Annotated in this window: 10 protein-coding genes and 1 pseudogene; 6 read left to right on the top strand and 5 right to left on the bottom strand. The window is 69.6% G+C overall.

All coding sequences use genetic code 11. The annotated features are described in order from the left end of the window. Nucleotides 1-765: DUF3417 domain-containing protein (locus AC1DVZ_RS17875; RefSeq protein WP_477619544.1), on the bottom strand; the 765-nt coding region annotated here is incomplete at its 3' end. A 131-nt stretch (nt 766-896) separates the two neighbouring features. On the opposite strand from AC1DVZ_RS17875, the gene AC1DVZ_RS17870 reads away from it, so the two are divergent. From AC1DVZ_RS17870 to pgm, 5 genes are read left to right on the top strand one after another with little or no spacing between them, the layout of a single operon-like run. Further along, the gene (locus AC1DVZ_RS17870; protein WP_477619543.1) at nt 897-3,023 is read left to right on the top strand and encodes an alpha-1,4-glucan--maltose-1-phosphate maltosyltransferase; all 2,127 of its coding nucleotides are present in this window, start codon (nt 897-899) and stop codon (nt 3,021-3,023) included. Beyond that, complete coding sequence (gene treS / locus AC1DVZ_RS17865) at nt 3,023-4,732, top strand: maltose alpha-D-glucosyltransferase (RefSeq protein ID WP_477619542.1); 1,710 nt, start codon at nt 3,023-3,025, stop codon at nt 4,730-4,732. The genes AC1DVZ_RS17870 and treS overlap by 1 nt, the downstream gene beginning before the upstream one ends. Beyond that, nucleotides 4,725-6,161 (top strand): maltokinase N-terminal cap-like domain-containing protein, encoded by a 1,437-nt coding sequence (locus tag AC1DVZ_RS17860; protein WP_477619541.1) that lies wholly within the window; start codon nt 4,725-4,727, stop codon nt 6,159-6,161. Before treS ends, AC1DVZ_RS17860 begins: the two co-directional genes overlap by 8 nt. After that, nucleotides 6,158-8,860, top strand: a complete 2,703-nt coding sequence (glgB, locus tag AC1DVZ_RS17855) for a 1,4-alpha-glucan branching protein GlgB (RefSeq protein WP_477619540.1) — start codon at nt 6,158-6,160, stop codon at nt 8,858-8,860. Before AC1DVZ_RS17860 ends, glgB begins: the two co-directional genes overlap by 4 nt. After that, on the top strand, nt 8,857-10,500 hold the full coding sequence (pgm, locus tag AC1DVZ_RS17850; protein WP_477619539.1) for a phosphoglucomutase (alpha-D-glucose-1,6-bisphosphate-dependent): 1,644 nt from the start codon (nt 8,857-8,859) through the stop codon (nt 10,498-10,500). Before glgB ends, pgm begins: the two co-directional genes overlap by 4 nt. A 324-nt stretch (nt 10,501-10,824) precedes the next feature. Here pgm and AC1DVZ_RS17845 read toward each other — a convergent pair whose 3' ends face one another. From AC1DVZ_RS17845 to AC1DVZ_RS17830, 4 genes are all read right to left on the bottom strand, one after another. Then, entirely contained in the window at nt 10,825-12,135 is a 1,311-nt protein-coding gene (locus AC1DVZ_RS17845; RefSeq protein WP_477619538.1) for an ATP-grasp domain-containing protein, read from the bottom strand. 67 nt (nt 12,136-12,202) lie between these two features. Beyond that, nucleotides 12,203-13,207: a tetratricopeptide repeat protein gene (locus tag AC1DVZ_RS17840; protein ID WP_477619537.1), complete on the bottom strand. Its 1,005-nt coding sequence runs from the start codon at nt 13,205-13,207 to the stop codon at nt 12,203-12,205. A gap of 15 nt (nt 13,208-13,222) precedes the next feature. Then, nucleotides 13,223-14,212, bottom strand: a complete 990-nt coding sequence (locus AC1DVZ_RS17835) for a hypothetical protein (protein ID WP_477619536.1) — start codon at nt 14,210-14,212, stop codon at nt 13,223-13,225. Further along, on the bottom strand, nt 14,209-14,955 hold the full coding sequence (locus tag AC1DVZ_RS17830; protein WP_477619535.1) for a hypothetical protein: 747 nt from the start codon (nt 14,953-14,955) through the stop codon (nt 14,209-14,211). Before AC1DVZ_RS17830 ends, AC1DVZ_RS17835 begins: the two co-directional genes overlap by 4 nt. A 138-nt stretch (nt 14,956-15,093) precedes the next feature. Between AC1DVZ_RS17830 and AC1DVZ_RS17825 the strand changes: the two are divergent. Next, nucleotides 15,094-15,612: pseudogene (locus AC1DVZ_RS17825) on the top strand (TetR/AcrR family transcriptional regulator); the annotation flags it as partial. Between the last annotated feature and the right edge of the window lie 73 nt (nt 15,613-15,685).

Below are 15,685 nucleotides of genomic sequence, written 5' to 3'. Positions count from 1 at the left end.
CTCCTGCTGGAGCCGCTGTTCGCCGCCGCCGCCGTAGAGGCGGTTGGTGATGTTGCGCGCGGCGTCGTCGTTGGCCGGCACGTCGGAGTCGAGCAGCAGGAGCGGGACGCGTCCCACCTGCGCGCGCCAGACGTGGGCGTGCAGCTCGCGGCCGCCAGGCAGGTCGAGCGTGATCACGCAGGGCGTGTCGTCGTCCTCGCGCAGCAGGCTCAGGGGCAGCTCGTCCGGGTCCAGGACCGGGTAGGTCTCCTGCTGCCAGCCGTCGCGGTTCAGGCTCTGCTTGAAGTAGCCGGTCTTGTAGAACAGGCCGACGCCGACGATCGGGACGCCCAGGTCGGAGGCCGTCTTCAGGTGGTCGCCGGCCAGGATCCCCAGGCCGCCGGAGTACTGCGGCAGCACCTCGGTGATGCCGAACTCGGGGCTGAAGTACCCGATGGCGCGCGGGGCGCCGCCCTCGACCTCGCTGGCCCACGCCTGGAACCAGCGCGGCTCGGTCAGGTAGGTGTCGAGGTCTGCCTTGGCTGCCGAGACGGCCGCGACGAAGTCGGTGTCGCCCGCGAGGTCGGAGAGCTCCTGTGGGGACAGGGCCGACAGCAGCCGGACCGGGTCCTTGCGGACCTTGGTCCAGCGCTCGGGGTCGATGCGCTGGAAGAGGTCACGGGTGGGTGGGTGCCAGGACCACCGCAGGTTGCTCGCCAGGTCGCCGAGAGCGGCAATGGGCGCGGGCAGAACTGTACGGACGCTGAAGCGTCGGATCGCCTTCACGTCGGGCATCCTAAACCCTGAAGGTCAATGCCAATGACGCGTTCTTGCAGAACTTTCAAAAAGTTTCAGCGGCTGGCCCTTCTAGGCCCTCGGGAGGTGCGCGAGGCCCCAGACCGAGTAGCGTCGGGCGCGTGACAGCGACGCCACGTGCAACCAGACCTGACACTCCCGCCGCACCCCCCGCCAAGAGCACCAGCAAACGGCCACCGGGCGCGCGCACTCCCACGACGGCCTCCCCCCAGGCCCCGACCACGACGTCCCCCCAGGCCCCGATCGGACGCATCCCGGTCCAGGACGTGAGCCCGGTCGTCGACGGTGGAGCCCGGCCGGCGAAGGCGGTCGTGGGCGAGCAGTTCACCGTCGGCGCCACCGTCTTCCGGGAGGGGCACGACGCGGTCAACGCCTCGGTCGTCCTCGTGGCGCCGGACGGCACTGAGCGGGTCACCCCCATGACCTCGACCAACCCCGGGCTCAACACCTGGGCTGCCGTCGTCGAGCCCGACACCGAGGGCTGGTGGACCTACCGCGTCGAGGGCTGGTCCGACCCCTACGGCACCTGGGACCACGACGCGTCGATCAAGGTCGCAGCTGAGGTCGACACCGAGCTGATGCTCGAGGAGGGGGCCCGCATGCTCGAGCGGGCCCTGTCCGAGGTCACGCGCACCAAGGAGCAGAAGGCCGTCCTCAAGGACGCCATCACCGCCCTGCGCGACACCCGTCGCCCGCCGCTGGCACGCCTGCACGCCGGCACCGACCCCTCGGTGCGCGCCGAGCTGGCCGCCCGCCCGCTGCGCGACTACGTGAGCCCGTCCACGGCATACCCCTTGCTCGTGGAGCGTGAGCGAGCCCTGTATGGCGCGTGGTACGAGATCTTCCCGCGCTCGGAAGGTGCCGTGCAGGACCCTGCGACCGGGAAGTGGACGTCCGGAACCCTGCGCACGGCTGCCAAGCGCCTGCCCGCGATCGCGCGGATGGGCTTCGACGTCGTCTACCTCACGCCGATCCACCCGATCGGCACCACGGCGCGCAAGGGCCCGAACAACACCCTCGGCGCCGGTCCCGACGACCCGGGCAGCCCCTACGCCATCGGCTCCCCCGACGGCGGCCACGACGCGATCCACCCGGATCTCGGGACGTTCGCCGACTTCGACTACTTCGTGGCCCAGACGCACGAGCACGGCATGGAGGTGGCGATGGACATCGCGCTCCAGTGCTCGCCGGACCACCCCTACGTCGAGTCGCACCCCGAGTGGTTCACCACCCGGGCCGACGGCACCATCGCGTACGCCGAGAACCCGCCCAAGAAGTACCAGGACATCTACCCGCTCAACTTCGACAACGACCCCGTCGGGTCCTACGCCGAGATGCGTCGCATGGTCCAGGTGTGGATCGACCACGGGGTCAAGATCTTCCGGGTCGACAACCCCCACACGAAGCCGGTCGAGTTCTGGCAGTGGATCATCGCCGAGGTGGGCCGTGACCACCCCGACGTGATCTGGCTGGCGGAGGCGTTCACCAAGCCCGCGATGATGCACTCGCTCGGCAAGGTCGGCTTCCAGCAGTCCTACACGTACTACACCTGGCGCAACCAGAGGTGGGAGCTCGAGGAGTACGTCACGGAGCTCGCCGGTGACGCCGCGGCCTACATGCGACCGTCGTTCTGGCCCACGACGCACGACATCCTCACGCCCTACATGCAGTTCGGCGGCCCCTCGGCCTGGAAGCTGCGCGCCGCCCTGGCCGCGACGCTGGTCCCCACGTACGGGATCTACGCCGGCTACGAGCTCATCGAGCACGTCGCCCGTCCCGGCGCCGAGGAGCAGATCGACAACGAGAAGTACCAGTACAAGAACCGGCACTGGGAGGACTACGAGCCCGGCGGGGCCAAGGAGGGACAGTCCCTCGCGGGCTACCTGACCATGCTCAACCAGATCCGTCGCGAGCACCCGTCGCTGCACTGGCTGCGCAACATCACCTTCCACCACGTCGACGACGAGAACATCATGGCGTTCTCCAAGCGGCGGATCCTGCCCGACGGCACCGACGACACCATCGTCGTGGTCGCCAACCTCGACCCCCACAGCACGCGCGAGTCGGCCATGCACCTGGACATGCCTGCGCTCGGCCTCGACTACCACGACGGGATCGCGGCCCAGGACCTCGTCACGGGAGCGTCGTGGCACTGGGGGGAGCACGTCTACGTCAGACTCGGTCCCGAGACCGAGCCCGTCCACATCGTCGCAATCCGGAGGTTCTGATGCAGGGTCTCAACCTCGCCCAACCCGGTCTGAAGAACGACCCCGAGTGGTTCAAGACCGCGGTCTTCTACGAGGTCCTCGTCCGCGGCTTCGGCGACTCCAAGGGCTCGGGCTCCGGCGACTTCACCGGGCTGATGGCCCGTCTCGACTACCTCGCCTGGCTCGGGGTCGACTGCCTGTGGCTGCCGCCCTTCTACGCCTCGCCGTTGCGCGACGGTGGCTACGACATCGCCGACTACACCGCCGTGCTCCCCGAGTTCGGCACCCTGCCGGACTTCCAGGAGCTCGTCTCGCAGGCCCACGCCCGCGGGATCCGGGTCATCACCGACTTCGTCATGAACCACACGAGCGACCAGCACCCGTGGTTCCAGGCGTCCCGGTCCGACCCCGAGGGTCCGTTCGGCGACTTCTACGTGTGGTCCGACACGGACGAGCCGTACTCCGACGCCCGCATCATCTTCATCGACACCGAGGTGTCGAACTGGACGTTCGACCCGGTGCGGCGGCAGTTCTTCTGGCATCGCTTCTTCGGCCACCAGCCCGATCTCAACTTCGAGAACCCCGCCGTCCACGAGGCGATGTTCGACGTCGTGCGGTTCTGGATGGACATGGGCATCGACGGTTTCCGGCTCGACGCGGTCCCCTACCTCTACGAGGAGGAGGGCCACAACTGCGAGAACCACCCGAAGACCCACCAGTTCCTCGCCAAGCTCCGCAAGATGGTCGACACGGAGTACCCCGGTCGGATCCTGCTCGCCGAGGCCAACCAGCCGCCGGCGGACGTCGTGGACTACTTCGGCACCGAGGAGGAGCCGGAGTGCCAGATGTGCTTCCACTTCCCCGTCATGCCGATGCTCTACTACTCGCTGCGCGAGGAGAAGGCCGCGCCGATCGTCGACGTCCTGGCCGACACCCCGGACAAGCCACCGGGCACCCAGTGGGGCACCTTCCTGCGCAACCACGACGAGCTCACCCTCGAGATGGTCACCCCGGAACAGCGTGCCGCGATGTACGGCTGGTACGCCCCCGACCCCCGGATGCGCGCCAACGTCGGCATCCGTCGCCGGCTCTCACCCCTGCTCGACAACAGCAGGGCGGAGATCGAGCTGATCCACGCACTGCTGCTGTCCCTGCCCGGATCCCCGTGCCTCTACTACGGCGACGAGATCGGCATGGGCGACAACATCTGGCTCAACGACCGTGACGCGGTCCGCACGCCGATGCAGTGGACGCCCGACCGCAACTCGGGCTTCTCCGCGGCAGACCCCGGCAAGCTCTACCTGCCCGTCGTGTCGTCGCTCGTGTACCACTACAACAACGTCAACGTCGAGGCCCAGATGGCCAGCAGCTCCTCGCTGTTGCACTGGGTGCGCGCCATGCTCGAGATCCGCAAGCGTCACCCCGTCTTCGGTCGTGGCGACTTCGAGGTCTGCCCCTCCGACAACGAAGCCGTGCTGTCGTTCCTGCGCGTCGAGTGGGACCACGTGGACGGCACCGACTCCGAAGCCGTGCTCTGCGTGAACAACCTCGCGAGCAGGCCCCAGGCCACGACGATCCGGGTGCCCGACGAGTTCAAGGGCGCCCACCTCGCGGACCTCTTTGGCGGGCAAGGCTTTCCGAAGATCTCCGACGACGGCACCATCACCCTGACCCTCGGCTCCCGCGACTTCTTCTGGCTCCGTCTGGTGCCAGGTGCAGCGCATGGCTGAGATCCACGACGCAACTCTCTCCCCGACCAAGATCGAGCTGGTCGGCCCGTGGATGGCGCGCCAGCGCTGGTATGCCGCGAAGGGGCGGCTGCCGGTGCTGCGCAAGGTCTGGTCGTGGCGACTCGACGACCCCGCCGGCGCGGTGGGCATCGAGACGTTGCTCCTCGTCGACGAGGGTGGGTCCGAGCCGGTGCTCTACCAGGTGCCCCTCACCTACCGCGGCGCTCCGCTCGAGGGCGGACAGCACGCCCTCGTCGGCACCTTGGAACACAGCGTGCTCGGTACCCGCTGGGTCTACGACGGCACCCACGACCCCGTGTATGCCGCCCAGCTGCTCGCGCTCATCCTCGAACAGGCCGCGCCGCAGGCGGGGGGCGTCTCCGACACCCCCGAACCGGCCGTGGTGTCGAGGCGCCACCCGTCGTGGACGTCCGAGACCGTCCTCACGTCGTCGAAGGTGCTGTCCGGCGAGCAGTCGAACACCTCCATCGTGTTCGACTGCGCGGATGCTGACGGCACGCCGAAACCGTTGATCTGCAAGGTCTTCCGCATGCTGCATGCCGGGGAGAACCCCGACGTCACGGTGCAGGGCGCGTTGTCCGAGGCCGGGTCGACGAGGGTGCCCACCATGGTCGGCACGGTCAGCGCCACCTGGCCGGGCGTCGCAGAAGGTGACGACCCGGCATACGGGCACCTCGCGTTTGCGCAGGAGTTCTTCCCTGGCACGGAGGACGCCTGGCGCGTCGCGCTCCGTGCGGTGGCCGCCCGCGAGGACTTCGCCGAGGCGGCTCACCAGCTGGGCGCGGCCACCGCGGAAGTGCATGCCCGCCTCGCCGAGGTGCTCCCCACCGAACCCGTGACCCCCGAGGCGATCGCCGCGGTCGCGGTCGGCATGAGGGGGCGCTACATCGCCGCAGCCTCCGAGGTCCCGGCCCTTGCGGCACACGAGCACCGCATCGCCGACGTCTTCGACCGGGCCGTGAACGCGAACTGGCCTGCGCTGCAACGCATCCACGGCGACTACCACCTCGGGCAGGTTCTCAAGGTGGCCGAACGCGGCTGGGTGCTCCTCGACTTCGAGGGTGAGCCGATGCGACCCCTCGCCGAACGCAACCTGCCCGACCTCGCCGTGCGCGACATCGCCGGCATGCTGCGCTCGTTCGACTACGCGGCGGGTTCGTGGGAACAGTCCCACCCCGGGGGGAGCGCCCGTGACTGGGCGGCGAGCGCCCAGCAGGCCTTCCTCGACGGGTATGCCGCGCAGTGCGGTCGCGACCCTCGCGAGGACGCGGCGCTGCTCATCGCGTTCCAGCTGGACAAAGCCCTCTACGAAGTCGTCTACGAGGCCAGGAACAGGCCCACCTGGCTGACCATCCCCACGGCTGCCGTGGTCCGACTGCTCGACGACGCGAGAAAGGACCTGACATGAGTCCACGGTTCGGCAAGAAGAAGCAGAAGTCCGACTCCGCCGACGAGGCGACCCCTGAGTCGAGGACGCCCGAGGAGTCGAGGACGCCTGAGGAGCCGACGACGGCCGAGGAGCCGGCCACGCCCGAGGAGCCGGCCACGCCCGAGTCGTTGAGCGATCCGACGGCCCCTGGTCCGTCGGAACCGGCAAGGACTGCGGAGCCAGAGGGCAGCGAGGCGCCCGCGGAGACACCCACCCGCACGTGGTTCGGTCTGCCCGACCCCGATGCCGATGCCGGCGACGTGGAGACCCCCGCGGCCGAGGTGGAGACGCCCGACGCGCCCGCGGCCGAGGTGGAGACGCCCGACACGCCCGCGGCCGAGGTGGAGACGCCCGACGCGCCCAGTGCCACGGTCCCGTCCGGGCCGCCGGCCGAGACCCCGACCAGCCGCTCGGCTGCTCGCCGCGCGGCCTCGCGCCCGGCCGTCGAGCCGCCGGTCGTGCGCGAACCCGAGCCGGTGCCCGTTCCCACGACACCCGAGGAAGCGATCAGGGCGCTGGCCGACGGGCGGCACCAGYAGCCGCACGACCTGCTCGGCCACCACCTGGAGGCCGACGGCCTGCTCGTGCGCGCCTACAAGCCGTTCGCCTCCGTGGTTGCCGTGCGGTTCCAGGACGGCGAACGGATTGAGCTCGCCCACGAGTCCGACGGAGTGTGGGGCGGCATCCGGGCCGGCGCCACCGAGACCCAGGACTACCGCCTGATCGTGGCCTACGGCGACGGCATCGAGCACGAGATGGACGACCCCTACCGGTTCGCCCCCACGCTCGGGCCGATCGACCTCCACCTCATCGGCGAGGGTCGGCACGAAGAGCTGTGGACCGTCCTCGGCTCCCACGTGCGCGAGTACCCGGGCCCCATGGGCACCGTGGTCGGCACGTCGTTCGCCGTGTGGGCGCCGCGGGCCCAGGCGGTGCACGTCGCCGGCGACTTCAACGGCTGGGACACCCGCAGCCACTCGATGCGGCTGCTCGGCGAGTCCGGGGTGTGGGAGCTGTTCATCCCCGGCGTCGGCGACGGCACCCTCTACAAGTTCCTGGTGCGCGGCGCCGACGGCAAGGTCCGCGAGAAGGCCGACCCGATGGCCCGCGCCACCGAGCTGCCCCCGGGTCGGGCCTCGTCGGTCGTGCAGTCCCGCTACGGCTGGAGCGACGACGACTGGATGCGGCAGCGCGCGGAGAACGACGTGCACACGGCGCCCATGAGCATCTACGAGGTGCACCTGGGGTCGTGGCGCAGCAACCACGGCTACGCAGCCCTCGCGGAGCACCTGGTCAACTACGTCGCAGACCTCGGCTTCACCCACGTCGAGTTCATGCCCGTGATGGAGCACCCCTACCCACCGTCGTGGGGCTACCACGTGACGAGCTACTACGCCCCGAGCGCGCGGTTCGGCCGACCGGACGAGTTCCGTTACCTCGTCGACCGGCTGCACCAGGCCGGGATCGGCGTCATCCTCGACTGGGTGCCCGGCCACTTCGCCACCGACCCGTGGGCGTTGGCCCGGTTCGACGGACTGCCGCTCTACGAGCACCCGGACCCGCGCAAGGGCTGGCACACCGAGTGGGGTTCCTACATCTTCGACTTCGGCCGGGTGCAGGTGCGCAACTTCCTCGTGGCCAACGCGGTCTACTGGATGGAGGAGTTCCACATCGACGGTCTGCGGGTCGATGGCGTCGCCTCCATGCTCTACCTCGACTACGCCCGCAAGGACGGTGAGTGGATCCCCAACATCCACGGCGGACGCGAGAACCTCGAGGCGGTCGACCTGCTCCAGGAGGCCAACGCCACGGCCTACAAGCGTGTGCCGGGGATCGTGATGATCGCCGAGGAGTCCACCTCCTGGCCGGGCGTCACCAAGCCCACCAGCACGGGCGGACTCGGGTTCGGGCTGAAGTGGAACATGGGCTGGATGAATGACTCCTTGAAGTACCTCAAGGAGGACCCGATCCACCGGCAGTACCACCACCACCTGCTGACCTTCTCGCTCATGTACGCCTTCAGCGAGAACTACCTGCTGCCCATCAGCCACGACGAGGTCGTCCACGGCAAGGGCTCGCTGCTGCGCAAGGCGCCCGGCAGCCGCTACGACCAGCTCGCGACCGTGCGGGCCTTCCTCGCCTACATCTGGAGCCACCCCGGCAAGCAGCTGCTCTTCATGGGCACCGAGTTCGCCCAGGAGGCCGAATGGGCCGACGGCCGGCAGCTCGACTGGTGGCTGCTCGACCACGCGGCGCACTACCGGGTGCACAACCTCGTGAAGGAGCTCAACCGCGTCTACCGCGAGAACGAGGCCCTCTGGGCGCTGGACTCCGACCCGGCCGGGTTCGAGTGGCTCAACGCGGACGACAACGCGTGGAACACCTACTCCTACCTGCGGTTCGGCTCGCAGGACCGTCAGGGAGCCGTGGTCGCGGTCGCCGTGAACTTCGGTGGCCTGCCGAGGGACCCACTGCGGGTCGGAGTTCCGCGGGCCGGCGACTGGAAGGTCATCCTCGACACCAGCGGCTACGACGAGTTCGGCACCCCGAGCCAGGCGGAGGTCGTCGTGACGGCCCAAGACCACGGCGCCCAGGGCCAGCCGTACAGCGTCGAGGTCAGGGTCGCGTCGCTGTCAGCCGTCTACCTCGCGCCCGTCGAGACCGAGGCAGACCGGTGAACCACCCGCGGGCAGGACAGCCGGCCCAGCCCTCTGACCTCGTCGACGTCGCCCACCTCGTCACGGCCTACTACACGCTGGTCCCGGACCCGGAGGACATCGACCAGCAGGTCGCGTTCGGCACGTCGGGCCACCGCGGGTCGAGCCTGAAGACGGCTTTCAACGAGGCGCACATCCTCGCGACCACCCAGGCCATCTGTGACTACCGGAAGTCCCAGGGCTACGACGGCCCGCTGTTCATCGGTCGCGACACCCACGGCCTCTCGGAGCCCGCCTGGGCATCGGCCCTGGAGGTGCTGGCGGCCAACGAGGTGATCGTCCTGGTCGACGACCGCGACGGCTACACCCCCACCCCGGCCGTCAGCCATGCCATCATCCGCGCCAACGAGGGCCGCACGAGCGGCTCCACCCTTGCCGACGGCATCGTGGTCACTCCTTCGCACAACCCGCCTGCCGACGGCGGGTTCAAGTACAACCCACCCCACGGCGGCCCGGCCGACAGCGACGCGACGAAAGTCATCGCGGCTCGCGCCAACCAGCTGATCGCCGGCGGCCTCAAGGACGTCCGGCGCATCCCCTTCAGCCGGGCGCGCGCGCATGCCCAGCCCTACGACTTCCTGGGCACCTACGTCGACGACCTGCCGAACGTCCTTGACCTGCAAAGGATCAAGGACGCTGGGGTGCGCATCGGCGCCGACCCCCTTGGTGGCGCAGCGGTGCACTACTGGGGTGAGATCGCGGACCGACACGGTCTCGACCTCTCTGTCGTCAATCCCTTGGTCGACCCCACGTGGCGGTTCATGACCCTGGACTGGGACGGCAAGATCCGGATGGACTGCTCGTCGCCGTATGCCATGGCTTCGCTGATCTCGCGCAAGGACGACTACGACATCGCCACCGGTAACGACGCCGACTCCGACCGGCACGGCATCGTCACGCCCGACGGCGGGCTGATGAACCCCAACCACTTCCTGGCCGTCGCGATCCAGTACCTCTTCGGCGGAGCCCGCCCCGACTGGCCGGCCGACGCGGCCATCGGCAAGACGTTGGTGTCGTCCTCGATGATCGACCGCGTGGCCGCCGACGTCGGCGGACGGCTCGTGGAGGTGCCGGTGGGCTTCAAGTGGTTCGTGCCCGGGCTCATCGACGGGAGCTTCGGCTTCGGCGGCGAGGAGTCAGCCGGTGCGTCCTTCCTGCGCCGGGACGGCAAGGCCTGGACCACCGACAAGGACGGCATCATCCTGGCGCTGCTCGCCTCCGAGATCCTCGCCGTGACCGGCCAGAGCCCCAGCCAGCACTACCGCGGGCTGACCGCCAAGCACGGCGACCCGGCATACGCACGCATCGACGCAGCGGCCACGCGCGAGCAGAAGGCCAAGCTCGCCGCCCTCTCCCCCGGTGACGTCGCTGCGGACACGCTCGCCGGGGAGCCGATCACGGCCAAGCTCACGCAGGCGCCCGGCAACGACGCAGCCATCGGTGGGCTCAAGGTGACCACCGAGAGTGCCTGGTTCGCGGCACGTCCGTCGGGGACCGAAGACGTGTACAAGATCTATGCCGAGTCCTTCAAGGGCGCCGAGCACCTGGCCCAGGTGCAGGCCGAGGCCAAGGAGGTCGTCGGGGCCGCCCTCGGCGCCTGAGCGACTGTCAGGCCAGCGGGGAGTCATCGCGCCAGGACAGCCCCGATCCCGGTCGGCCGGTCGGCGGCGTCCCGCTGTGAGTTCCTCTGCCGGGGAACAGAATTCGGCCCCCAGCGGTTGGCACCCACATGACGCCCTCGAACGACGCACGCCAGCCCGGGCCTCGCAGCTTCCCCCGCCGAAGCGACACCGGCCCCAACATTGCCACCCTCGACCGCCTGCGCGGCCTGCGCCGCCCGCGGTTGATGCAGCCCGAAGCACGCCGCCACCAGCTCCCGCAGGAGTGCCGCGCCTGCTAGTACCGCGCCTGCTGGTCCGTGCCTGCTAGTCCGTCACGGCAGGAGCCGGGCCGCTCACGACGGTCTCGTCGACGGCCGAGCTGCCGGTGCCGAGGCGTGACTGCTCGTCCTTGACCCACATCTTCGTCAGCCCACCGAAGTGACCCTCGAACTTGTCCCACTCGTGCTGCGGATAGGTCGTCTGGATGGTTTCGGTCAACAGGCTCCGGAAGTCGGGTGAGTCGACCCACTCCAGCACCATGTCGTCGATGTTCGGGAGGGCGACCTCGCAGAACTCGCGGTACCGGTCGGTGTCGAAGTGGTCGTCGGCGAGGCCTTGGTATGCCGCGAGCTTGGCTCCGTAGTCGAGCGCGTCGTCGTCGGCGATCTCGAACCACGGCCCGGTGTCGACCTGGGTGCGCGCCTTGCGGCCCGTGGCGACGCAGAACACCGACCACTTCAGCAGGGCCTTCATCGCCCACGGGAAGTAGTAGTGCAGCGAGGTGACGGCCACGTCGGGGCAGGCGTTGGCGTAGTCGATCGGGTAGACGACGCCGTCCTTGACGAGCATCTCGCAGGAGTTGAACTCCCACCGGAAGAACGCGTTCACCGTCTGGGCGATGGTGACCGCCTCGGTGCCCACACCCTCGCCGAGGAAGCCGTGCTGGACGGCATACCTGTTGTGCATGGGCTCGTCGGGCTGGAACTTCATCACCATCGTCTCGGGCCCGATGGTGAGTGCCCGGGCGAACACCTCGAAGTCCGCCACCGAGGCCTGCAGGTGCATCAGCATCTCGCCGGAGTCGTCATAGGCGCTGTGCAGGTCGTCGACGTTCTTGACCTGGGACACGCCTCGCCAGCCACCGCCGTCGAACGGCTTCATGAACAGCGGGTAGCCGATCTCCTCGGCGATCGCGTCGAGGTCGAACTCCTTGTTGTAGCGGGCCGCGGTGAAGGCCCATCGAGCGTTGTCGATCGGGTTCTTGTAGGGCACCAGCACCGTCTCGGGGACATTCATCCCCAGGCGCAGCAGCGCACAGTAGGCCGAGTGCTTCTCCATGGACTGGAACGTGAACGGGCTGTTGAGCAGGTAGACGTCGTCCATGAGCGCGGCCTTCTTGAGCCACTCACGCGGGTGGTAGTACCAGTAGGCCAGCCGGTCGATCACCAGGTCCTGCCGCGGTTTGTCACGCAGGTTGAACGGCTCGATCGTCATGCGTTCGGTGTTGACCTGGTGGCTCGTGCCGTCTGGGCCCTTCAGGACGCCCAGTCGACCCGCGAGGGTCTCGAACGCACGCGGCCAGTCACCTTCCGCGCCCAGCAACAGTCCAATCAGGTGTTCCTGCGTCTTTGCCATGCACCCCATCCTGTCGGCTCGGCAGGCCCACCGAAAGTGGAGCGTCCCGAACAGGCCGTGGAGAGGGTCAGAACAAGGCACTCATCAGGGAGGTCCGCGCCTTGCGGACCCGCTCGTCGTGCGACCCGACCACGGCGAACAGCTGGAGCAGGTGGTTCTTGGCCTGCTCCCGCTCCTCGCCCGCGGTCGCGCGCACGAGGTCGATGAGCCGCAGGAACGCGTCCTCCACGTGCCCACCGAGGACGTCGAGGTCCGCGACCAGGCCCTGTGCGGCCACATCCGTGGGGCGTTCGGCGGCCGCTGCGCGGGCCGTCTGCAGGTCCGCACCCTCGGTGCGCTGCAGGAGGCCGACCTGGGCGAGCCCCAGCTCCGCGTCGGCGTCGGCGGGGTTCTGCTTCAACGCCTGCTGGTATGCCGCGACGGCACCGTCGAGGTCGCCCCGCTCGATGGCGTCGTAGGCCTCCTGGTGCAGGGGCGGGAGCTGCTCCTCGACGTCGGCGCCCTCAGCCGGCTCACCCGCGCCCGCGAGGTCGACGCGGCCGGTCACGCCGTGCTGCACGGCCAGGCCGAGGAACTCGTCGAGCACGGGGCGCAGGGCCTGCTCCGGCTGGATCCCGGCGAACATCGGCACGGGTTGGCCCTGGACGAGACCCATCGTCACGGGGACGCTCTGCACCTGGAAGGCCCGCAGCAGCGTGGGGTTCTGCTCGACGTTGACGCTGACGACCTGGAACCGGCCCTCGTAGCTGCCCGCGATCCGGACCACGGTGTCGAGGTAGTCGCGCGACTCGGGGATCTGGGCAGCCCAGAGGACCAGCAGCATCGGGACACCCACGGAGGCGTTCGCGACCTCCTGGAAGTTGCTGTCCGTGCCCTCGACGACGACACCGGCCCGACCGGCGACCCCTGAGGGGGCCGAGGATCCGCCGCCCGGCGCGCCTGCGCCACCCGCAGCGGTCGTTCCGGAGGGCGCTGAGGGCGCGGTGGGGGCGGCTGCCGGAGGCTGGCTCCGGAGCGCGGTGAGGTCGATGGCGCCCCGGAGGCCACCTGTGGTCAACGGCTGATCACTCATGGCGGTGATTGTCCCTCACGAGCCCTTGGCCGAGAACAGCACCTCGTCGACGGCGACGACCTGGGCCTTGCCCTCGACCGGCACCGTGAAGACGACGGTCTCGTAGGACCTGAGCTCGGCGCTCTTGGTGAGGGTCTTCTTGCGCACGAGTCGTTGGAAGTCGGCGCTGGGGGTGAGCGACTTGCCGCCCGGGCGCAACGTGATCGTGTCGGTGCGCTCCAGGAGGCCGAAGACGAGGGCTCCTCCACCGCGCAACGCGATGGCGACGGTGCTGTCCGGCTCGACGGTGTGCGTCTGCTTGAGGGTCGCGAGCTTGCCGAACGTCCTGGCCTGCTCGGCAGCGTGGGCGCGGATCGCCGTGGAGAACGGCTCCGCGGCGTCGACGTGGGGGTCTGCGACCGGTTTGGGGAAGGCGAGGCTCGCGGCATACCCCTTGAGCAGGTCGGCGGGCTGTGCCGCGAGCTGGGCGCCCGGCGCGACCATGGGCGAACCAGTGGTCAGCGAGTCGAGGGCTGCCACCGTCGCGCCGGGCTGCATCGGCGCGGCGGCGCTGAGCCGGAACGGCGTCTTGGCGTCCGGCGAGACCAGCAGGTTGAGCACGGCCCCGTTCTCCGCCGTGGTCGTCTGGACGAGGATGAGGCGGGGCCAGCTCGTGCCGCGGGAGACCCCGAGGACCTTGGGCGGCTCGGTGCGCTTCAGCGGTGCGGTGGTGGCGGTGGCACCGGTCTGGAGCCGGCTGGCGGCGTTGGCCACCGCGAGGGCACTGCCCGTGAGCGCCTCTGCCCGAAGGGTTTCGGCCTCGGCCGGCTTCGCCGCGCTGGCGTCGGCCGCCTTGGCGAGGACACGGGTGGCGATGGCTTCGGCACTCTGCGCCGAGATCGGTGCCGTGGTGGTGACCTGGGAGGGCGCGTCGTGCACCCCCACCATGCTCGAGCCGGCGCCACAGCCGGCGAGGGCCAGGCTCAGGGCGGCGACCAAGGCGATGCGAGTGGTCGAGCTGCTCATGCGGACACCTCCTCGGTGGGTGCGCCGGTCCCGTTCTGGTCAGTCGGGCTCTGGGTCAGGCTCTGGGTGGGGCTCTGGGTCGGGCTATGGTCGGTCGGGCTATGGTCGGTCGGGCTCTGGTCGGTCGGTCCCTGGGTTCGACGTGGCCTGTTCTGCCACAGTCCCGCTCCGCCAGCAGCCACGGCCAGCAGGCCGACGAGCGTGACGAGCAGCGCCTGGAAGAACCACGTGGGGCGCTTGATCGTGACCGTCAACGAGGTGAGGTCGACGGGCTTGCCGTCAGGTGCGGCGATGACCACCGACTCGGGGGCTCCGGCCTGGTCGACGGTGAGACGCACCCGGCCGTCCCCGGTGGCGGTCTGGCGCCAGATGTCCGCCTTGTCGAGCTGTGGCGCCGGTCCGGCGCCGGACCGCGACTGCAGCAGGCTCCAGTCCCGGACGTGGGCGCCGTTGACCGACGTGTGGTCGGCGCCGCCCACSATGGCCTGGGCGTCCGTGGGGCTGGTGCGGCCCATCCAGATCGTCGTACCGGACGCAGCCACGGCCGTGATGGTCACGGGACGGTCGATGCGGTTGAGCACGGACGGTTCGACGACGACGACCGCGCCCTGGGCGGGTGTTGCCCTGAGCACGGCGCTGCCGGAGGACCCGAGGTGGACGGTGAACCAGGCCCCGAGGAGCAGGAGCACGAGTCCGATCACGGTCACCGCGGCGAAGAGCGCGCGTTTGGCCACAATCGACACAGTAGAAATCCTTACGTGAGTGGGCCGACACGCGGGAGTCCCCCGCAGTCGGCAATCACACCACCATGACCCAGGGTGGTCCATGTCGACAAATCCCCAGCGCCTGAAATCGCGTCGTCGGTGGCATGATCACCGGTGATGACCACGCGTTCACGGGACGACCGAAGTCGCCGCCCTGGCCGCCCCCGAGAGGAGGCGACTGAGCAGGCGATCACCACAGCAGCGCGACAGGTGCTCGCCGACAAGGGCGTCGCGCGGATGTCGATGGAGCACGTCGCCGCCAAGGCGGGTGTGGCCAAGAGCACGTTGTACCGGCGCTGGCCGTCCAAGGTCGAGCTCGCCGTGCACGCCGTGGCCGTCACCTTCGACGAGATCGAGATCGAGGACCACGGCTCGCTGGCAGCCGACATGCGCGCCGGCATCGGCGAGGCCGCGCGGCTGCTGCGCGACCCCTCCACCGGTGGTGCGTATGCCGCGTTGCTGGCCGAGTCCGCCCGCGACCCCGAGGGGGTCGGCCAGAAGGTGCGGGAGTCGCTGTCGACCCGTCTGCACGCCCTGGTCGCGACGTCCGTCGAGCGCGCGATCGGTCGCGGGGAGATCCGACAGGACATGATCGACGTCGACCTGCTCGCCGACGTCGTCGTCGGGTCGGTGATGCACCGGGCGCTGGCCACCGGGGTGCCGGACGAGGCCTTCATCGACGGGCTCATCGCCCTGCTGGCCGACGTCG

The organism is Pedococcus sp. P2_E5 (assembly GCF_056403895.1).
This window is presented reverse-complemented; position numbering and strand designations above follow the sequence as displayed.

What these genes read in the sequence shown, in the direction of transcription:
- treS (WP_477619542.1), top strand. Translation starts at nt 3,023, where the DNA reads ATGCAGGGTCTCAACCTCGCCCAACCCGGTCTGAAGAACGACCCCGAG.
- AC1DVZ_RS17860 (WP_477619541.1), top strand. Translation starts at nt 4,725, where the DNA reads ATGGCTGAGATCCACGACGCAACTCTCTCCCCGACCAAGATCGAGCTG.
- AC1DVZ_RS17845 (WP_477619538.1), bottom strand. Translation starts at nt 12,135, where the DNA reads ATGGCAAAGACGCAGGAACACCTGATTGGACTGTTGCTGGGCGCGGAA.
- AC1DVZ_RS17840 (WP_477619537.1), bottom strand. Translation starts at nt 13,207, where the DNA reads ATGAGTGATCAGCCGTTGACCACAGGTGGCCTCCGGGGCGCCATCGAC.
- AC1DVZ_RS17835 (WP_477619536.1), bottom strand. Translation starts at nt 14,212, where the DNA reads ATGAGCAGCTCGACCACTCGCATCGCCTTGGTCGCCGCCCTGAGCCTG.